Source organism: Bradyrhizobium sp. BR13661, from assembly GCF_029892425.1.
Classification (GTDB): domain Bacteria; phylum Pseudomonadota; class Alphaproteobacteria; order Rhizobiales; family Xanthobacteraceae; genus Bradyrhizobium.
Map to the genome: position 1 here is coordinate 86,778 of NZ_JARXWB010000018.1, position 18,896 is coordinate 105,673.

The following is an 18,896-nucleotide window of genomic DNA, read 5'->3' on the forward strand; positions in this document are numbered from 1 at the left end:
CTGCTGTCGGCCGAACCAAATTCGACTTCACCCCGCCATCCCATTGTTATCCGGCCCTATTTTTCCGGCTCTGGACGGGCCGGCCCGCCGATGGTTAATCGCGTCTTAACCTCGCCCTATCTATGGTGAACTGAACCGCTTTCCTGCCGGCGCGCAGCGCGCGACCGGCCGTTCGAAGAGTACTGGCGCCCAGAATGGTCATGACCGCTTCAACCCGTGCGCCGCAGGCCAGTGCAAACTCCAACAACGAACGCTCGCCCTTTGTCCGGCTGAACGAGCTGCTGGCGCCGCATCAGCCCGGCAAGCCCTTGATTTCGCTCGCGGTCGGCGAGCCGCAGCATCCGGTGCCTGACTTCGTCGGTCCGGTGCTGGCCAAACACATCGCCGATTTCGGCCGCTACCCGATGAACCAGGGCATGGAGCCGTTCCGCAACGCTGCGAGCGCTTGGCTGTCGTCGCGGTTCAAGCTGCCGCGCGCGCTCGACCCCAAGACCGAACTTCTCGTGCTCAATGGCAGCCGCGAAGGGCTGTTCCTCGCGGCGATCGCAGCCGCGCGCTATGTCGGGCCGAAGCCCGGCAAGCCCGCCATCCTGATGCCGAACCCGTTTTACCCGGTCTATGGCGCGGGCGCAGGTGCTGCGGCCTGCGAACCGGTCTATCTGCCGACCACCGTCGACAACGGCTTCCTGCCCGATCTCGACGCCATCGACGAGGCCACGCTGGCGCGCACCGTGGCGTTCTATCTGGCCTCGCCCGCCAACCCGCAGGGCTCGGTCGCTTCGCGCGATTATTTCACGCGCCTGAAAAGCCTCGCCGATCGCTACAATTTCATGATCCTCAGCGACGAGTGCTATTCGGAGATCTACACCCGCGAGGCGCCGGGCAGCGCACTCGAATGCGCCGGTGCCGATTTCACCCGCGTGGCCGCGTTCCAGTCGCTGTCGAAGCGCTCGAACCTGCCGGGCTTGCGCGTCGGCTTCGCTGCCGGCGACAAGACGTTCATCGGCAAGTTCCTGGAGCTGCGCAACATCGCGGCGCCGCAAGTGCCGGTGCCGCTCCAGCATGTCGCGACCGTTGCCTATGGCGACGAGGCGCATGTCGAGGAGAACCGCAGGCTCTACCGGATCAAGTTCGATCTCGCCGACCAGATCATCGGCAATCGTTACGGCTATCGCCGGCCCGACGCCGGTTTCTGCGTCTGGCTCAATACATCCGAGATCGGTGACGACGTCTCCGTGACTCTCAGGCTTTTCAAGGAAGCCGGCGTGCGTGTGGTGCCGGGCTCCTATCTGGCGCGGCTTCAGCCCGACGGCTTCAATCCCGGTGCCGGCTATATCCGCCTGGCGCTGGTGCAGGACAGTGAGACCACGGCGCAAGCGCTGCACCGGTTGGTCGAAACTCTGGGTTAGGTGGGGCCCATGAGCATGTCGGCAATCGAACGTGTGATTCCCCTGGTCGGCCATCTGCCGCCCTCGATCCGCGAAGCGCTGAGCCGACGCTTGCGCGAGCTGACCGGCTTTGGCCTCGTCACGCTCTCGGGCGTCGCGTCCGCCGCGCTGATGACCTGGTCGGTGCAGGACCCGAGCCTCAGTCACGCGACCTCACGGCCGATCCACAATATTCTCGGCTATGCCGGCGCCATCGGCGCCGACCTCGCCATGCAGATCCTCGGGCTCGGTGCGATCATGCTGATCCTCACCGTCGCGGTGTGGGGCTGGCGGATGATGACCCATCGCCCGTTCGATCGCGAGGCGCTGCGGCTCGGCTCCTGGATTCTCTGCACGGTGATCGCGGCGGGCTTCGTCAGCTGCTGGCCGCATGGCGGCGCCTGGCCGCTGCCGACCGGGCTCGGCGGCGTGGTTGGCGATGCGCTGGTGCGCGCGCCCGCGGTGATTTTCGGGCCACCGGGCGCGATCTATCGCATGGTGCTCGCCGCCATCCTGTTCGCGGCCCTGGCCCCAACCTTCCTGATCGCCTGCGGCCTCGGCGCGCGCGAGCATGACGAAGAACTCTCCGAGATCGAGGACGACGACAAGCCGCTTGATGACGACGAGGAGAGCGATCGTGGTTCGGTGTCGCTGGGCTGGCTGTTCCACGCGCTGATGAGCACCAAGGCGCGGCTGATCTGGCTGGTCGGCACGGCCTATCGCTCGCTGGTCTCCAGCGGGCCGAAGGCCAAGGCCGTTTCGTTCAGCCGGCAGGAGCCCACGCTCGGTGCCCGCCGCGCTGCCCCCTCGATCTCACCGCAGTCCGAAGACGAGGACGACGAGCACGAACAGGAAGCAGACGAGGAGGAGGAAGAAGAGGAAGAGGCGCCCGCGCGCGCATCGCGCAAGAAGGCCGCGCCGAAGGTGGCGTCCAAGAAGGGCGACAAGTTCGATCTTCCCTCCGTCTCCATGCTGGCCGCGCCGAAGGCCGGCGATCGTCAGCCGCTCAGCAAGGCCGAGCTCGATGCCAATTCGCGCGCGCTCGAAGGCGTGCTGCAGGATTTCGGCGTGCGCGGCGAGATCGTGAAGGCCAATCCCGGTCCCGTCGTCACGCTGTACGAACTCGAGCCCGCACCCGGCATCAAGTCGTCGCGCGTGATCGGCCTCGCCGACGACATCGCCCGCTCGATGAGCGCGCTGTCGGCGCGCGTCGCGGTCGTTCCCGGCCGCAATGCCATCGGCATCGAGCTGCCGAACGCGCATCGCGAAAAAGTCTATCTGCGTGAACTGCTCGTTGCGAAGGAAGCCACCGACACAGTGGCAAAACTGCCGCTCTGCCTCGGCAAGACCATCGGCGGCGACCCCGTCATTATCGATCTCGCGCGCACGCCGCACATGCTGATCGCCGGTACCACCGGCTCCGGCAAGTCGGTCGCGATCAACACCATGATCCTCAGCCTGGTGTACCGCCTGCGCCCGGATCAGTGCCGGCTGATCATGGTCGATCCGAAGATGCTCGAACTCTCCGTCTATGACGGCATTCCCCATCTGCTCACGCCCGTCGTGACCGATCCGAAGAAGGCGGTGGTCGCGTTGAAATGGGCGGTGCGCGAGATGGAAGAGCGCTACAAGAACATGGCCAAGCTCGGTGTGCGCAACATCGACGGCTACAACACGCGCCTGCTCGAGCTGAAGGCCAAGGGCGAAGAGCCTACGCGCACGGTGCACACCGGCTTCGACAAGGAAACCGGCAAGGCGATCTACGAGGAAGAGAAGCTCTCGCTCGATCCGCTGCCCTATATCGTCATCATCGTCGACGAAATGGCCGACCTGATGATGGTCGCCGGCAAGGACATCGAAGGCGCGGTGCAGCGCCTCGCGCAGATGGCGCGCGCCGCAGGCCTGCATGTGATCCTGGCAACGCAGCGTCCGTCGGTGGACGTCATCACCGGCACCATCAAGGCGAACTTCCCGACCCGCATCGCCTTCCAGGTCACCTCGAAGATCGACAGCCGCACGATTCTGGGCGAGATGGGCGCCGAACAGCTGCTCGGCCAGGGCGACATGCTCTACATGGCCGGCGGCGGCCGCATCAGCCGCGTGCACGGACCGTTTGCCTCGGACGAGGAAGTCGAGAAGGTGGTGCGCCACCTCAAGACGCAGGGCCAGCCGGAATATCTCGAAGCGGTCACGGCGGAAGAACCGACCGAGGACGAGGACGGCGGTGCCGTGTTCGACGCCAGCGGCATGGGCGCGGACGGCGGCGGCGACCTGTTCCAGCAGGCCGTTGCGATCGTCAAACGCGATCGCAAGGCCTCGACCAGCTACATCCAGCGCCGGCTGCAAATCGGCTATAACCGCGCCGCGTCGCTGATGGAGCGCATGGAACTGGAAGGCATTGTCGGACCCGCAAATCACGCCGGCAAGCGCGAGATTCTGGTCGAGGAAGAAGACAGTCATATGTGAGGCACCCCGCCTCAAAGTCCCATTTCACGCAAAAACGTTATCTGCTTTTGCCCAAAATCACGCTAAAACGACGCCCAGCCACACAGGACGACGCGTTGACCCAACATCCGGACAATCGATTCGCTGCCTCCATTGCCGCGCATGGTGCGCGCGTGGCCGGCGTGCTGCTCGTCACCGCCGCGATGGTGACCGCATCGTCCGTTGCGCAGACCGTGCCCGTGCCGAAGCCGGCACCGAAGGCGCGCGACGCTGCTCCGCCGTCGGGCGGACCGGCGGTCACGGGCGCAACGCAGGCGCCGCCGAATCCGGTCATTCCAGATCCGCGCCGCAACGTGCCGAGCAGCATCTTCCAGACCTTCGACGACAAGCAGAAGGCGCAGGCGGCCAAGGTCAGCGCCTACCTGTCCTCGCTGTCGACCCTGGTTGGAAATTTCGTCCAGGTCGGCCCCGACGGCAGCAAGACGCAGGGCGATTTCTACATCCAGAAGCCCGGCAAGATGCGCGTCGAATATGATCCGCCGAGCCCGATCGACATCATCGCCGACGGATCGTCGGTCGTCGTGCGCGACCGCAAGCTCGCGACACAGGACGTCTATCCGCTGTCGCAGACGCCGCTGCGCTTCCTGCTATCCGACCGCATCGACCTGATGAAGGACACCAACGTCGTCAGCGTCACTGCGGACGATCTCTTCATCAGCGTCACCATCGAGGAGAAGCAGGCGCTGGTCGGCACCAGCCGCCTGTTGCTGATGATCGGCGCCAAGGACGGCCAATTGAAGCAATGGACCGTGACCGATCCGCAGGGATACGACACCACATTCGCTGTCTATAATCTCGATGCGAGCAAGAAGCTCGATCCCAACATGTTCAAGATCGACTTCACCAATTACAGCGTGCCGTCGCCGGGGTAGCGCCCTTCTGCCGTAGGGTGGGCAAAGCGAAGCGTGCCCACCATTTCAAGCCAGAAAAGACGGTGGGCACGGCGCATTGCGCCTTTGCCCACCCTACGAGAGCTTGCTAAGACGCAACTCCCATGCGTCTTTCCCTGACAACCTGGAACATCAACTCGGTGCGGCTGCGCATCGACCTGGTCGCGAAATTTCTCAAGAGCGCGCGGCCGGACGTACTGTGCCTGCAGGAGACCAAGTGCATCGACGACGCGTTTCCGCTGAAGCGCTTCAAGCGGCTCGGCTACGAGCACGTCGCGCTGAACGGGCAGAAGGGCTATCACGGCGTCGCCATCGTCTCGAGGATTCCGTTCGAGTCCACCGACATCCGCACCTTCTGCGACAAGGTGGACTCACGCCATATCTCGGTGTCGTTCGGCGGCAAGGCCAACATCGCAAAACCGCTGGTGCTGCATAATTTCTACGTGCCCGCCGGCGGCGACATTCCCGATCCCGCGCTGAACGAAAAGTTCGACCACAAGCTGCGCTTCCTCGACGAGATGAAAGCCTGCGAGCCGCTGCATCCACGCGGTGATGACAGGCACATCCTGGTCGGCGACCTCAACGTCGCGCCGCACGAGAACGACGTGTGGTCGCACAAGCAGCTTCTGAAAGTCGTCTCGCACACGCCGGTAGAAACCGAGAAGCTGAAGGCTGCGCTCGAGGCCGGCGAATGGGTCGACGTCGCGCGCGACCGCATTGCGGTGTCGGAAAAAGTCTACACCTGGTGGAGCTACCGCTCCGCCGACTGGACCGTCGGTGACCGCGGCCGACGGCTCGACCACATCTGGGTCTCGCGCGCGCTGAAGGACGCGGTCCAGGATTTCAAGATTTTGCGCGATGCACGGAGCTGGGAGCGGCCGTCGGACCATGTGCCGGTCACGGTGACGCTGGAGGTTTAGCCCTCCACTCGTCATTCCGGGGCGCGCGCAGCGCGAGCTATGGTGCGCAATTGCGCACCTGAGAATCCATTCATCCACCATCGCTGACGCTCGATGGATTCCGGGTTCGTCGCTTCGCGACGCCCCGGAATGACGGGTGGGGAGCTACGTGCTCAGCTTCGAACCCGCCATCAGGATATCGCTGGCGATCTGGCTGGAGCGGATAGCGAATTCATCGCGGAGGCGGACCGCCGCGGCGGGGTCGCTTTCGAGCACGCGCTGAAACAGGCTGCGGGCGACGCGGATGACGGAAGAATGCTCCAGCGCGATTGCACCGGAGGGCCGTTTCATCGGCACGACCAGCGCGAGCTCGCCGATCAGCGTGCCGGGCCCCGCGATCATCTCAGCGCCGGCGCCGTCATCGACGCGAAAAGCGCCGCGCTGGACCACGAAGCCGGCATCGGCATCGTCACCGAGATTGAACAGGATGTCGCCGCGGACGAAGTCGCGTTGCTCGGAGCCGATCGCCAGCATGCGCAACGAGGCGTCTCCCAACAGGCGCAGTGTCGGGACACGCTCAAGCAGCGCTACGTCGTCGTCGATTGACATTCCGGTCCGAAGCTCGAGGAACGCGCGAATTTACGACGAATCGCGCGCTCCTGGAACGTATCACGGCACCAGCTTGTAGCCACCGGCTTCCGTCACCAGGATTTCCGGGTTGGCGGCATCCTTCTCGATCTTCTGGCGAAGACGGTAGATGTGGGTTTCCAGCGTGTGGGTGGTGACGCCGGAATTGTAGCCCCAGACTTCCTGGAGCAGGGTTTCGCGCGAGACCGGCATCTGGCCGGCGCGGTAGAGGAAGCGCAGGATCGCCGTTTCCTTCTCGGTGAGGCGGACCTTGCGGGCATTGGCCGCGGTCAGCATCTTGGAGCCGGGACGGAAGGAGTAGGGGCCGACCGAGAACACCGCGTCCTCGCTGGCCTCGTGCTGCCGTAGCTGCGCGCGGATGCGGGCCAGCAGCACGGCGAAGCGGAAGGGTTTTGCCACATAGTCGTTGGCACCGGATTCCAGGCCCAAAATCGTGTCGGAATCGGTGTCATGCCCCGTCAGCATGATGATCGGCGCCTTGAAGCCGCCCTTGCGCAAGGAGCGAACCACCTCGCGGCCGTCGGTGTCGGGAAGGCCGACATCCATCAGCACGAGATCGGGGGCGTTGGCCTTTGCGGCGCTGGCGCCCTTGGCGCCGGTATCGACGGCGGAGGCTTCAAATTCTTCGTGTAGCGATAATTGCTCCACCAACGTGTCGCGCAGATCGGTATCGTCATCCACGATCAGGATCTTGCGGGCATTGGCCATAGGGGGTCATCCTTTTGGAGTCCGGCGAGGCGCGCATGCATGCCGCACCCAGCCGTGATGGGAAGTTTAGGGGTCGCTATTTTTATTGTTGTTCGTGTTGAAGTAGTGGGCTGTTACCGATTCACAAGCCGGAAGCACTCTAACCCAGAATAGCAGGGCGTTTCGATGAATGTCCTGTAATGAATTCGACATCGCGATTTCGCATGAAAAACAAAGCCGCGTCAGCAAGTTACACCAGAAATCGGGGATCGGGACCGGTTTCGGCGATCCGCGTTAAGGCTGCCGCCGGGAATCCGCGCCGGGGCTGGCTGACCGCAGCCGGCCTGACGATTCCGGTCGCGCTGGGGCGCGGCGGCATTCTGGCCAACAAGCGCGAGGGCGATGGCGGCACGCCCAGGGGCAGCTTTCGGCCGAGGCAATTATGGTGGCGGGGCGACCGGCACAGCCGCCCCAGAACCTTTTTGCCGGCGCGAATCATCACCGGCGCGGACGCCTGGTGCGAGGACCCCGGGGATCGCCACTACAACCAGTGGATCCGGCGCGGGCAGGGCGAGGGCGGCGACCGGCTCAAGCGCGCCGACCAGCTCTATGACTTCATCATCGAAATCGACCACAACACCAGGCCCCGAATCGCCGGCCGCGGCAGCGCGGTGTTCTTGCACCTGGCGCGCGACAATTTCGGTCCTACGGCGGGCTGCGTCTCCATGACCAAATCTGCGATGCTGCAATTGCTGCGGCTGATAGGACCCAAGACAAAAATCATCATCGGGTGAGGGCAATGCTCGACAAGGATCAGATCGCCGCGGCTTCGCAAGTCCTGGTTCGACACTGGCGTGACGGCACCAAGTTCGACGCTCTGGAGACGCGGCTGCGGCCGCAGAGCCGGGCGGACGGATATGCGGTCCAAGCCGTCCTTGAAAATCAAACGCTCGGAAAACTGTTCGGCTGGAAGATCGCGGCGACGAGCGAGGCCGGGCAGAAGCACATCAACGTCGCGGGCCCGCTGGCCGGCCGCATCATGAGCGACACCGTCATCGCCGACGGTGGCACTGCGTCGATGAAGGGCAACGCGATGCGCGTCGGCGAGCCGGAATTCTGTTTCCGCATGGGGCGCGATTTGCCGCCGCGGCCAACGCCGTACGCGGTCGACGAGGTGCTCGCCGCCGTCGATACGTTGCATCCCGCCATCGAAATTCCGGATTCGCGTTTCGCCGATTTCGCCAGCGCCGGCGAGGCGCAGCTCATCGCCGACAACGCGTGTGCGCATCTGTTCGTACTGGGCCCGGCGACATCTGCGAACTGGCGCGCAATGGATCTCGTCGAGGTACGACCCGTGATCACGCTGCGCGGCGAGCGCTATGTCGGTCATGGCAAGAACGTGCTCGGCGATCCCCTGATAGCATTGACCTGGCTCGCCAATGAGCTGCGCGGGCTCGGTATCACGTTGCGGGCAGGGGCGGTGGTGACGACAGGCACCTGCCATCCGCCGCTGCCGATCCAGACCGGCGATCATTTCGCCGCGGATTTCGGCGTGCTGGGGAAGGTGTCGGTGAGGTTTGTGTAATCACCATCGTCGTCCTGGCTTTCGCCAGGACGACCAAAATAAATACGCCGACTCCTACCTGTGCCCGAAGATCGCGCTGCCCACGCGGACATGGGTAGCGCCCAGCATGATGGCGGTCGCATAGTCCGCGCTCATGCCCATCGACAGGTTCTGCAAGCCGTTGCGCGCGGCGATCTTGGCGGTCAGCGCGAAATGTGCGGCCGGCGGCTCGTCCACCGGCGGAATGCACATGAGGCCTGAGATCGTCAGGCCATAGGTGTCGCGGCAACTCGCGAGGAAGGCATCGGCCTCGCCGGGCGCGACGCCGGCCTTCTGTGGCTCCTCGCCGGTGTTGATCTGGACGAAGAGTTGCGGGTGCTTGTTCTGGGATTCGATTTCTTTGGCTAACGCCTGGCAAATGCTCGGACGGTCGACCGAATGGATCGCATCGAACAGCGCCACCGCCTCTTTCGCCTTGTTGGATTGCAGCGGTCCGATCAGATGCAGCACAATGTCTGGATAATCAGCCGTTAACGCCGGCCACTTGCCCTTGGCTTCCTGCACGCGATTCTCGCCGAACACGCGCTGTCCGGCACCGATGACAGGGATAATTGCATCGGCGGCGAACGTCTTGGACACGGCGATCAGCGTCACGGAGGCGCGTGCGCGCCGCGCATCCTTGCAGGCACGTGCAATCTCGGCCTCGACCGCGGCGAGCGCGTTTGGTGAATGGCCGGTTACCGGCACGGCATTATCTTCTGTCATGAGATCGATCGCGCTGTGAGCGTAACGGAGGTAGTTCCAATTTTACCCAGTTCAAGAAAGAGTTTTTGAACCCTTCGCTTTACCTTGTCCGGCGGGGTGGGTCGCGAAGATGGCAAACGTTAGTTTCAACCGCAAACGAGCAAAACTCAAGCAGGTCCTCGGCATCAGGGCCCGGCTTGCATTGCTCGCTGTCATTCTTGTCGCGCCGCTCATGCTCGATCGCATCCGTTCGCTCGAGGACACCCGCGCCAAGCAGATCGCGCAAGCCACGACCGAATTCACCACCGTCGCAAAGCACAGCGCCGATGCGCAGCGCGAGGTGATCTCGTCGGTCGAGACGATCCTGAAATCGGAAGCCTTCATCCGCGCCTCCGCCGGCGGCGTCAGCAAGAGCTGCGACGTGCTGCGCGCGAGCCTGCCGACGAGCCTTCCCTGGATCCGCACGCTGCTGATCGCCGGCCAGGACGGCCGCATCCAGTGCGCGACCAACAACATGTATGTCGGCCTCGACCTGTCTGACCGTCCCTATTTCCAGCAGGCGCAGGAGACCGGCCGCTTCGTGCTGAGCGACTTCATCCTGTCGCGTCCGGTGCAGTCGCCGACCGTGATGGCGGTCTATCCGGTTTCCGCGTTCAGCGGCGCCGCCGATGCCGTCGTGCTGGCGACCGTCAACCTCGACTGGATGTCGAAGGTGATGAACAATCTGGGCGGCCGCGAGGGCATCACGGCGGTGCTGGTCGACAGCGCCGGCACGGTGCTGGCCGCGCCCGCCGATCAGCACAGCGTCGTCGGCCGTCCGCTCGACAACATGCCCTTGATGTCGGCCATCGCCGACAAGGCCTTGCGCTCGGACCAGGACGAAGGCTCGCTGTCGTTCCTCGCCGCCGACGGCTCGCGTCGCGCGGTCAGCTACACGCGCATCGCCGGCACCAATGCCCGCCTGATCGCCAGCATCGATGAAGACAAGGTGTCCGCGGCGGTCAGCCGCGACATCCGCACCGCCTATCTGCAGCTCGCCTTCGTCGTCATGTTCGTGCTGCTCGGCGCGCTGATCGCGGCCGAGAAGCTCGTGATCAAGCCGATCGAAATGCTTGCCGACATGGCCAAGCGCCTCGGCGAGGGCGATCTGTCGGCCCGCGCCGCGCGCACCCGGCTGCCGTCCGAATTCGTGCCGCTGGCGCGCGCCTTCAACGGGATGGCTGCGCAGCTCAGCCAGCGCGAGCGCGAGCTGATCGCGACCAACGATCGGCTGACGGTGATGGCCTCGATCGACATGCTGTCGGGACTTGCCAACCGGCGCGGCTTCCAGAGCCGGCTCGACTTCGAATGGATGCGCGCGCAGCAATATGGCAGCGAGCTCGCGCTGCTGATGATCGACGTCGACCATTTCAAGCTGTTCAACGACACCTACGGCCATCTCGAAGGCGATTCCTGCCTGACCCGCCTCGGCGAATCGCTGTCCGGCATCGCCGCCGACACGATGGGCTTTGCGGCGCGCTATGGTGGCGAGGAATTCTGCCTCTTGCTGCCGAACACCGACGTGATGCGCGCCGTCGAGATCGGCGAACAGGTGCGTTCGGCCGTGCTGAAGCTTTGCCTGCCGCACATCACATCTGCCCACATGGTGGTCACGGTGTCGATCGGCGTTGCGGCGACGAGGCCGAACGAGACCTTGCGTCCGGGCGATCTGATCGAAGCCGCCGATGCGGCGCTCTACGCCGCGAAACATCGCGGTCGCAACAATGTTGTCGAGCACGGGATTTTGCGGATCGAGGGCAGCACTGCCGGAATCGCGATGGCGGGCTGAAGTGCGATGAGATTTGGATGAATGGTCATCGCAACTTAGGTTATTGTTTGAGCATGATCTCTTCGGAAAACCGCTGCGCACTTTTCCGGATCATGCTCTAGGCTCTCGCGCGGCTGGTCTTTAGCCCGCAGCCTCGGCGCGATCGAGCTCGTCTTCCGTCACCACGCGATTGCGGCCGCCGCCCTTGGCGAGATAGAGCGCGCGATCGCAGCGCTCGATCAGATCGGCGACGGTTTCGCCCGTCCGGTACTGCGCAACGCCAATCGAAATCGTGATGTGCGGCAACACCTCGCCGGTCGAACGGCGCGTGATTCTTGCGTCCGCGATCGCCTGCCTGATGCGCTCGGCGATCTCGACGCAAGCGGCAAGATCGGCGTCGGGCAGCACCGCGATCAGCTCCTCACCGCCATAGCGGGCCGGCAGATCCTGCTGGCGAACCTTTTCGCGCAGCACCTTCGCCATCAGCCGCAGCACCTGGTCGCCGACGCCGTGGCCGAAATTATCGTTGAACGTCTTGAAGTGGTCGATGTCGAGCAAGAGCACGCTGAGCGGCTCGCCCCACTCTGCGGTCGTCTGCGCCTTGCGCAGGAATTCATCCAGCGCCCGCCGGTTCGCAAGGCCCGTCAGCGTATCGGTCCGGGCGCGCTCCTCGGACTTGCTGAGCGAATCTCTGATAACATCGAGCTCGCGGGTCTTTTCCTCGAATCCCGCTTCGAGCCGCGTCGCGCGGGTGGCGGCCCGCGCCAGCTCGTTCATGAGCTGGGCGACCAGCGCCTTCGGATCGACGCCGGCCTTGCCCTGGTCCGCGACCTGGCTGATCGCCTGCATCTGGGAATGATTGTCGGCGATCGCGGTGGTCAGAAACTCCTTTGCCGCGCCCATGAGGGCATGCAGCCGTTCGGACGTATCCACGACGTGGGCGCTCACCTGGGGCACGATATAGGTCTCGAACAGGTCCTGATTGGTCCTGGTGTCGAAGGGGCGGTTGTGGTCGATCAGGAGATCGATGGCGTTACGCAAATCGTCCTGGCCGCCAGCGTAGTACTGGAACCAGATGGCGAAGTTGGTCGGCGTCGGCGGAATCCGCTGTTCGGCCATGCTCCGCACCGCCCGTCCGGCGATGGACGCGGCATAGTCGTAATCCGGATCGTCGAAACTGGATGCCATCGCCTGCAGGGGTGCTGTTGGGAGGCAACTTCGCACCGAGCCCTTAATCTGGTCCCAATAGCCTTGTCCGTACTTATGCGGAGCAGTATTGCGGGACGCCGCCGGCAGCGGCAACCCATTGACCCCCCGAGGACTTCTATGGCCTAGTCCGGCCTCTTCAGGCTGCCGAAACCACGAAAACGCAACGATTCCATGACCTCCGAACGCTATAACGCCCGCGACGCTGAACCGCGCTGGCAACGCCAATGGGACGAACAGGCGATCTTCGTCTCGAAGAACGATGATTCGCGGCCAAAATACTATGTGCTCGAGATGTTCCCCTACCCGTCCGGGCGCATCCATATCGGCCATGTCCGCAATTACACGCTCGGCGACGTGCTGGCCCGCTTCATGCGCGCCAAGGGCTTCAACGTGCTGCATCCGATGGGCTGGGACGCCTTCGGCCTGCCGGCCGAGAACGCCGCAATCGAGCGCAAGGTCGCACCGAAGGCCTGGACCTACGACAACATCGCCGCGATGAAGAAACAGCTCCGCTCGATCGGGCTGTCGCTGGACTGGTCGCGCGAATTCGCGACCTGCGATCCCAGCTATTACAAGCACCAGCAGAAGATGTTCCTCGACATGCTCGCCGCCGGTCTGGCCGAGCGCGAGAAACGCAAGCTCAACTGGGATCCGGTCGACATGACCGTGCTCGCCAACGAGCAGGTGATCGACGGCCGCGGCTGGCGTTCGGGCGCTGTTGTCGAACAACGGGAAATGAGCCAGTGGGTCTTCAAGATCACGAAGTACTCGCAGGAATTGCTGTCCGCGCTTGAGGGCCTCGACCGCTGGCCCGACAAGGTGCGACTGATGCAGCGCAACTGGATCGGCCGCTCCGAGGGCCTGTTGATCCGTTTCGCGCTCGATGCCGCGACCACGCCCGCCGGCGAGAACGAGCTGAAGATTTTCACGACGCGCCCCGACACGCTGTTCGGCGCGAAGTTCATGGCGATCTCGGCCGACCATCCGCTGGCGCAGGCAGCGGCTGCCAAGAATCCTGACCTTGCGGAGTTCATCTCCGACATCAAGAAGATCGGCACCGCGCAGTCGATCATCGACACCGCGGAGAAGCAGGGTTTCGACACCGGCATCCACGCCGTGCATCCGTTTGACCCGAGCTGGAAGCTGCCGGTCTATGTCGCCAACTTCGTGCTGATGGAATACGGCACGGGCGCGATCTTCGGCTGCCCCGCGCACGACCAGCGCGACCTCGACTTTGTCAACAAATACGGCCTCGGCAATACGCCGGTGGTGTGCCCCGAGGGCCAGGATCCGAAATCGTTCGTCATCACCGACACCGCCTATGACGGTGACGGCCGCATGATCAATTCGCGTTTCCTCGACGGCATGACCATCGAGCAGGCCAAGGACGAAGTCGCAAGGCGCCTGGAAAACGAGCTGCGCGGCAACGCGCCGGTCGGCGAGCGCCAGGTCAATTTCCGTCTGCGTGACTGGGGCATCTCGCGCCAGCGCTATTGGGGCTGCCCGATTCCCGTCATCCACTGTCCGAAGTGCGACGTGGTGCCGGTGCCGGACGACCAGTTGCCGGTGGTGCTGCCGGAGGATGTGAGCTTCGACAAGCCGGGCAACGCGCTCGACCATCACCCGACCTGGAAGCACGTGACCTGCCCGAAATGCGGCGGCAGCGCTAGCCGCGAAACCGACACCATGGACACCTTCGTGGATTCGTCCTGGTATTTTGCGCGCTTCACCGATCCCTGGAACGAGACCGCGCCGACGACGCCTGCGGTCGCCAACCGGATGCTGCCGGTCGACCAGTATATCGGCGGCGTCGAGCACGCGATCCTGCATCTGCTCTACAGCCGCTTCTTCACCCGCGCGATGAAGGCGACCGGGCACATCGCGCTGGACGAGCCGTTCGCAGGCATGTTCACGCAGGGCATGGTGGTGCACGAGACCTACCAGAAGGCCGACGGCAGCTGGGTGCAACCGGCCGAGGTGAAGATCGACGTTGGCGGCAACGGACGCCGCGCGACGCTGCTGGCGACAGGCGAAGACGTCACGATCGGCGCGATCGAGAAGATGTCGAAGTCGAAGAAGAACACGGTCGACCCCGACGACATCATCGCAACCTACGGCGCCGACGTCGCCCGCTGGTTCATGCTGTCGGATTCCCCTCCCGACCGCGACGTGATCTGGAGCGACGAGCGCGTCCAGGGCGCCTCGCGCTTCGTGCAGCGGCTGTGGCGGCTGGTGAACGACGCGGTGGAACTCGGCAAGGCTGCCCCGGCGGCCCGCCCGGCCGCGTTCGGGGACGACGCACTCCTCTTGCGCAAAGCCGCTCATGGCGCGCTCGACAAGGTCACATCAGGCGTCGAGCGGCTGCACTTCAACGTCTGCCTCGCCCATATCCGCGAATTCACCAATACCTTCTCAGAGGTGCTGCAGCGCCCCGGCCAGCCAGCGGCTGACCTCGCTCCAGATTTGGCTTGGGCGATCCGGGAGGCCAGCCAGATCCTGGTCCAGCTGTTCTCCCCGATGATGCCGCATCTGGCCGAGGAGTGCTGGCAGGTCATGGGGCAGCCCGGGCTGGTTTCGGAGGCCAATTGGCCGCAAATCGAACGCGATTTGCTGGTTGAAGACAGCGTGACCCTGGTGGTTCAGGTCAACGGCAAGAAGCGGGGCGAGGTCACGGTTGCAACAGCGGCCCAGAATCCGGAAATCGAGGCTGCCGCTTTGGCCCTCGATGCTGTAAAACTAGCCCTGGACGGCAAGCCCGTCCGCAAGGTGATCATCGTCCCCAAGAGGATCGTGAATGTTGTCGGCTAGGATCCGTATCGCAGCCCGCTTGCTGGCTGTCGCTGCATTGGCGGCGCTGACGGCCGGCTGCTTCCAGCCGATGTATGCCGAGCATACCGACGGCACCCCCGGCCTGCGCGAAAAGCTGATGGGTGTCGACCTCCCGCCGGTCGACAAGGCGAACGCCTCGCGCGAAGCCCGGGTCGGAGTCGAAGTCCGCAACGCGCTGGCCTTCAAGCTCTACGGCTCGGCCACAGGCATGCCGCCGACGCACCGCCTGGTGATCCGTTTCAACACCAGCAAGACGTCCCTGATCGTCAATGCCGCGACCGGCCTGCCGAACACCGAGAACTACGGCATCGACTGCCAGTACAATCTGATCGAGGTTGTGACCGGGAAATCGGTGATGACCGGCACCACGTTCTCGCGGGTGTCCTATGATCTGCCCGGCTCCTATCAGCGCTTCGCCCGCAACCGCGCACTGCGTGACGCCGAGGATCGTGCCGCCAACGAGATCGCCGAGAACATCAACACAAGGCTCGCCGCGTTCTTCACCGCGGGGAGCTAGTTCCCGTCATTCCGGGCGCCCGCAGGGCGAGCCCGGAATCCAGAGATTGTAGATCGAGATTCCGGGTTCGCGCTTGGCGCGCCCCGGAATGACGAACCTTGAGCAACATGGTCGCGCTGCGCGGAAAAGAGATCGACGCCTTCCTCGCCCGTCCTGACGCGGGCCGCCCGATCATCCTGCTCTATGGTCCCGATGCCGGCCTCGTGCGCGAGCGCGCCGACGCGCTGATTGCATCCGCCGTCGACGATCCCAACGATCCCTTCTCGCTGGTGAAGCTCGACGGCGACGAACTTTCCGCCGAGCCGTCGCGCCTGGTCGACGAAGCCATGACCGTGCCGCTGTTCGGCGGACGCCGCGCCATCCGCATCCGCGCAGGATCGCGCAGCTTCGCCGCCGGCGTCGACACGCTGGCCGAGATGGGCGTGAAAGATTGCCGCATCGTGATCGAGGCCGGCGAGCTGCGTCCGGAATCGCCGCTGCGCAAAGCCTGCGAGAAGGCCAAGACCGCCGTGGCGATCGGCTGCTATCCCGACACGGAGCGCGACCTCGCCAAGCTGATGGACGACGAGCTCCGCATCGCGAATCTGCGCATCACGCAGGATGCCCGCGCCGCGCTGATGTCATTCCTCGGCGGAGACCGCCAGGCCTCGCGCAACGAACTGCGCAAGCTCACGCTCTATGGCTACGGCAAGGGCGAGATCACGCTGGACGACGTCATGGCCGTGGTGGCTGATGCCTCCGAGCTGAAGCTCGATCCGATCGTCGACGGCGCCTTCGCCGGCCGGCCCGATATCGTCGAGACCGAGTTCGCAAAAGCGATGATCGCCGGCACCTATCCGGGCGTGATCATCTCGGCCGCGCAGCGCCAGGCCGCGTGGCTGCACAAATCCGCGCTCGCGATTGCCGACGGCACGCCGGCCTCCGCGGTGCTCGACGGCGGATTCCCGCGCCTGCATTTTTCACGGAAGCCTATGGTCGAAACGGCGTTGCGCAATTTCAGCGTGGCGCGCCTCGCCGGCATCATCGAGCAGCTTGCGGCCGCTGCGCTCGACACCCGCAAGCAATCGACCCTGGCCGCCACCATCGCCCAGCGCACGCTGATGGCGATCGCCGCGAATGCGAGGCGGCGGGGATAGCACGCCACTCTCTCCCCGTCATTGCGAGGAGCTCTTGCGACGAAGCAATCCAGGGTCCCTCCGCGGAAAGATTCTTGATTGCTTCGCTTCGCTCGCAATGACGTGGAGAGTGCGCGGTCTACAGCGCGCCCTTCGCCAGCCGCTTCATCACCTCGTCGAGCTGATCGAGGTTGCGGTAGTTGATCTGGACCGAGCCGCCGGGATCGCGGTGATTGACGGTCACCTTGAGGCCAAGGGCGTCACTGACGCGCTTCTCGAGATCGATCGTGTCAGGATCCTTCTCCTTGCCTCCAGTGGCACGCGCCTTTTGCGGCTTGCGCTCAGGTACGCCCTCTTCATGCGCGAGCGCCTCAGTCTGACGGACATTGAGGCCCTCCGCGACGATACGCCTGGCCGCTGCCAGCGGATCGGGCACGCCGATCAGCGCGCGGGCGTGACCGGCGGTCAGCTGGCCTTCCGCGATGAAGGCCTGGACCTCCGCTGGCAGCTTGGTCAGCCGCATCATGTTGGCAACGTGGCTGCGGCTCTTGCCGACGACCTTGGCGATGTCGTCCTGGCTGCGTTTGAACTCGTTGGCGAGCGCGTGATAGCCCTGCGCCTCTTCCATCGGGTTGAGGTCTTCGCGCTGCACGTTCTCGACGATCGCGAATTCCAGCGCATCGCTGTCGCTGATGTCGACCGGCACGATCGGCACTTCATGCAGGCCCGCCATCTGCGAGGCGCGCCAGCGCCGTTCGCCCGCGATGATCTCGAAGCGATCCTGCGCGCCCTTCACTGGACGCACCACGATCGGCTGGATCACGCCGTGCTGCTTGATCGATTCCGAGAGCTCCTTGAGCTCGGTGTCCGAAAAGGTCCGGCGCGGGTTGCGCGGATTTGCCTTGATGAATTCGATCGGCACCTTGCGCTGCGCGCGCGGACGATCGACGTGCTGAGCCTCGCCACCGACATCGCCGATCAGACTCGCAAGACCCCGGCCCAATCGCGAACGCGCTTCGTCGGCCATTGCCAACTCCCTTGGATTCACGCTGCAGCACTCCAGAACTGAATTTCGAATTGTCGATCGTAGGGCGGATTAGCGTAGCGTAATCCGCCACAGGCTTGTTCGAGCCGAGAGACTTGGTGGGTTACGCTGCGCTAACCCACCCTACGGACTACGGCACCTTCAATGCGTGACGCGCAGCTCGCGCTCGCGCTGGATCACTTCGGTGGCAAGCCGCAGGTAAGCTTCGCTGCCGACGCATTTGAGATCGTAGACCAGCACCGGCTTGCCGTAGGACGGCGCTTCCGAGATGCGCACGTTGCGCGGGATCATGGTCTTGTAGACCTTCTCGCCCATGAACTGGCGGACGTCGGCGACGACCTGGTTCGAGAGGTTGTTGCGCGAGTCGAACATGGTCAGCACGATGCCGTGGATCGACAGGTTCGGATTGAGCGTCGAGCGCACCTGCTCCACCGTCTGCAGCAATTGCGACAGACCTTCGAGCGCGAAGAACTCGCACTGCAGCGGCACCAGGATCGCGTCGGATGCGGCCATCGCATTCACCGTGAGCAGGTTCAGCGAAGGCGGGCAGTCGATCAGCACGTAGGTGTAGTCGGCGTCCGGCGAAACGTTGTTGTTGAGCGAGGAGATCGCGTCACGCAGCTTGAAGGCGCGGCCGGGCGTGGTGCCCAGTTCGAGCTCGAGACCGGAGAGGTCCATGGTCGAAGGCGCGATGTGGAGCCGCGGCACTGCGGTCGAGACAACGGCCTCGCGCAGCGGCGCCTCGCCGATCAGCACGTCATAGGTCGAGCAGGAGCGGTTGCGGCGATCGATGCCGAGACCGGTCGAGGCGTTGCCCTGCGGATCGAGATCGACGATCAGGACGCGCTCGCCGATTGCAGCGAGTGCCGTGCCAAGGTTGATCGCTGTGGTTGTTTTTCCCACACCACCCTTTTGATTCGCCAGCGCCAGGATGCGCGGGTGGCCATGCGGGACTTCAGACTGCTCTTGGGCGGTCTGGTCTTGCTTCGGCTCGTCAGTCACGGTCATCG

16 protein-coding genes are annotated in these 18,896 nt (G+C 64.3%); 10 read left to right on the top strand and 6 right to left on the bottom strand.

All coding sequences use genetic code 11. From position 1 onward, the window contains the following. The first annotated feature begins 194 nt into the window (after positions 1–194). From M2427_RS26745 to xth, 4 genes are all read left to right on the top strand, one after another. Positions 195–1,409 carry an aminotransferase class I/II-fold pyridoxal phosphate-dependent enzyme gene (locus M2427_RS26745; RefSeq protein ID WP_280709852.1) on the top strand — a complete coding sequence of 405 codons (1,215 nt, stop codon included), beginning with the start codon at positions 195–197 and terminating at the stop codon, positions 1,407–1,409. Between the two features lie 9 nt (positions 1,410–1,418). Beyond that, the gene (locus M2427_RS26750; protein WP_280709853.1) at positions 1,419–3,893 is read left to right on the top strand and encodes a DNA translocase FtsK; all 2,475 of its coding nucleotides are present in this window, start codon (positions 1,419–1,421) and stop codon (positions 3,891–3,893) included. A 152-nt stretch (positions 3,894–4,045) separates the two neighbouring features. Next, positions 4,046–4,804: an outer membrane lipoprotein carrier protein LolA gene (locus tag M2427_RS26755; RefSeq protein WP_280709925.1), complete on the top strand. Its 759-nt coding sequence runs from the start codon at positions 4,046–4,048 to the stop codon at positions 4,802–4,804. 122 nt (positions 4,805–4,926) lie between these two features. Further along, complete coding sequence (gene xth / locus M2427_RS26760) at positions 4,927–5,742, top strand: exodeoxyribonuclease III (protein WP_280709854.1); 816 nt, start codon at positions 4,927–4,929, stop codon at positions 5,740–5,742. 144 nt (positions 5,743–5,886) lie between these two features. Here xth and M2427_RS26765 read toward each other — a convergent pair whose 3' ends face one another. Then, positions 5,887–6,330: a cyclic nucleotide-binding domain-containing protein gene (locus M2427_RS26765; RefSeq protein ID WP_280709856.1), complete on the bottom strand. Its 444-nt coding sequence runs from the start codon at positions 6,328–6,330 to the stop codon at positions 5,887–5,889. A gap of 60 nt (positions 6,331–6,390) precedes the next feature. Continuing rightward, positions 6,391–7,077, bottom strand: coding sequence for a response regulator transcription factor (locus M2427_RS26770; RefSeq protein WP_007598630.1), 687 nt, complete (start codon positions 7,075–7,077; stop codon positions 6,391–6,393). 203 nt (positions 7,078–7,280) lie between these two features. Here M2427_RS26770 and M2427_RS26775 point away from each other — a divergent pair, with 203 nt between their 5' ends. Further along, positions 7,281–7,850: a L,D-transpeptidase family protein gene (locus M2427_RS26775; RefSeq protein ID WP_280709857.1), complete on the top strand. Its 570-nt coding sequence runs from the start codon at positions 7,281–7,283 to the stop codon at positions 7,848–7,850. A gap of 5 nt (positions 7,851–7,855) precedes the next feature. Then, entirely contained in the window at positions 7,856–8,641 is a 786-nt protein-coding gene (locus tag M2427_RS26780) for a fumarylacetoacetate hydrolase family protein (RefSeq protein WP_280709858.1), read from the top strand. A gap of 54 nt (positions 8,642–8,695) precedes the next feature. Here M2427_RS26780 and M2427_RS26785 read toward each other — a convergent pair whose 3' ends face one another. Beyond that, the gene (locus M2427_RS26785) at positions 8,696–9,385 is read right to left on the bottom strand and encodes a YggS family pyridoxal phosphate-dependent enzyme (RefSeq protein ID WP_280709860.1); all 690 of its coding nucleotides are present in this window, start codon (positions 9,383–9,385) and stop codon (positions 8,696–8,698) included. A gap of 109 nt (positions 9,386–9,494) precedes the next feature. On the opposite strand from M2427_RS26785, the gene M2427_RS26790 reads away from it, so the two are divergent. Further along, complete coding sequence (locus tag M2427_RS26790; RefSeq protein WP_280709862.1) at positions 9,495–11,192, top strand: diguanylate cyclase; 1,698 nt, start codon at positions 9,495–9,497, stop codon at positions 11,190–11,192. 120 nt (positions 11,193–11,312) lie between these two features. On the opposite strand, the gene M2427_RS26795 is transcribed toward M2427_RS26790, so the two are convergent. After that, positions 11,313–12,359, bottom strand: coding sequence for a GGDEF domain-containing protein (locus M2427_RS26795; RefSeq protein WP_280709864.1), 1,047 nt, complete (start codon positions 12,357–12,359; stop codon positions 11,313–11,315). 192 nt (positions 12,360–12,551) lie between these two features. Between M2427_RS26795 and leuS the strand changes: the two genes are divergently transcribed. From leuS to holA, 3 genes are all read left to right on the top strand, one after another. Beyond that, the gene (gene leuS / locus M2427_RS26800) at positions 12,552–15,188 is read left to right on the top strand and encodes a leucine--tRNA ligase (RefSeq protein WP_280709865.1); all 2,637 of its coding nucleotides are present in this window, start codon (positions 12,552–12,554) and stop codon (positions 15,186–15,188) included. Next, the gene (locus M2427_RS26805) at positions 15,175–15,726 is read left to right on the top strand and encodes an LPS assembly lipoprotein LptE (RefSeq protein ID WP_280709866.1); all 552 of its coding nucleotides are present in this window, start codon (positions 15,175–15,177) and stop codon (positions 15,724–15,726) included. The genes leuS and M2427_RS26805 overlap by 14 nt, the downstream gene beginning before the upstream one ends. A 107-nt stretch (positions 15,727–15,833) precedes the next feature. Beyond that, on the top strand, positions 15,834–16,862 hold the full coding sequence (holA, locus tag M2427_RS26810) for a DNA polymerase III subunit delta (RefSeq protein ID WP_280709926.1): 1,029 nt from the start codon (positions 15,834–15,836) through the stop codon (positions 16,860–16,862). Positions 16,863–16,980: 118 nt separating this feature from the next. Here the strand turns inward: holA and M2427_RS26815 are convergent, their stop codons facing one another. Together M2427_RS26815 and M2427_RS26820 are read right to left on the bottom strand one after the other, a co-directional pair. Continuing rightward, the gene (locus M2427_RS26815; protein ID WP_280709868.1) at positions 16,981–17,868 is read right to left on the bottom strand and encodes a ParB/RepB/Spo0J family partition protein; all 888 of its coding nucleotides are present in this window, start codon (positions 17,866–17,868) and stop codon (positions 16,981–16,983) included. Between the two features lie 159 nt (positions 17,869–18,027). Next, entirely contained in the window at positions 18,028–18,894 is an 867-nt protein-coding gene (locus M2427_RS26820; RefSeq protein ID WP_280709870.1) for a ParA family protein, read from the bottom strand. Positions 18,895–18,896: the final 2 nt, after the last annotated feature.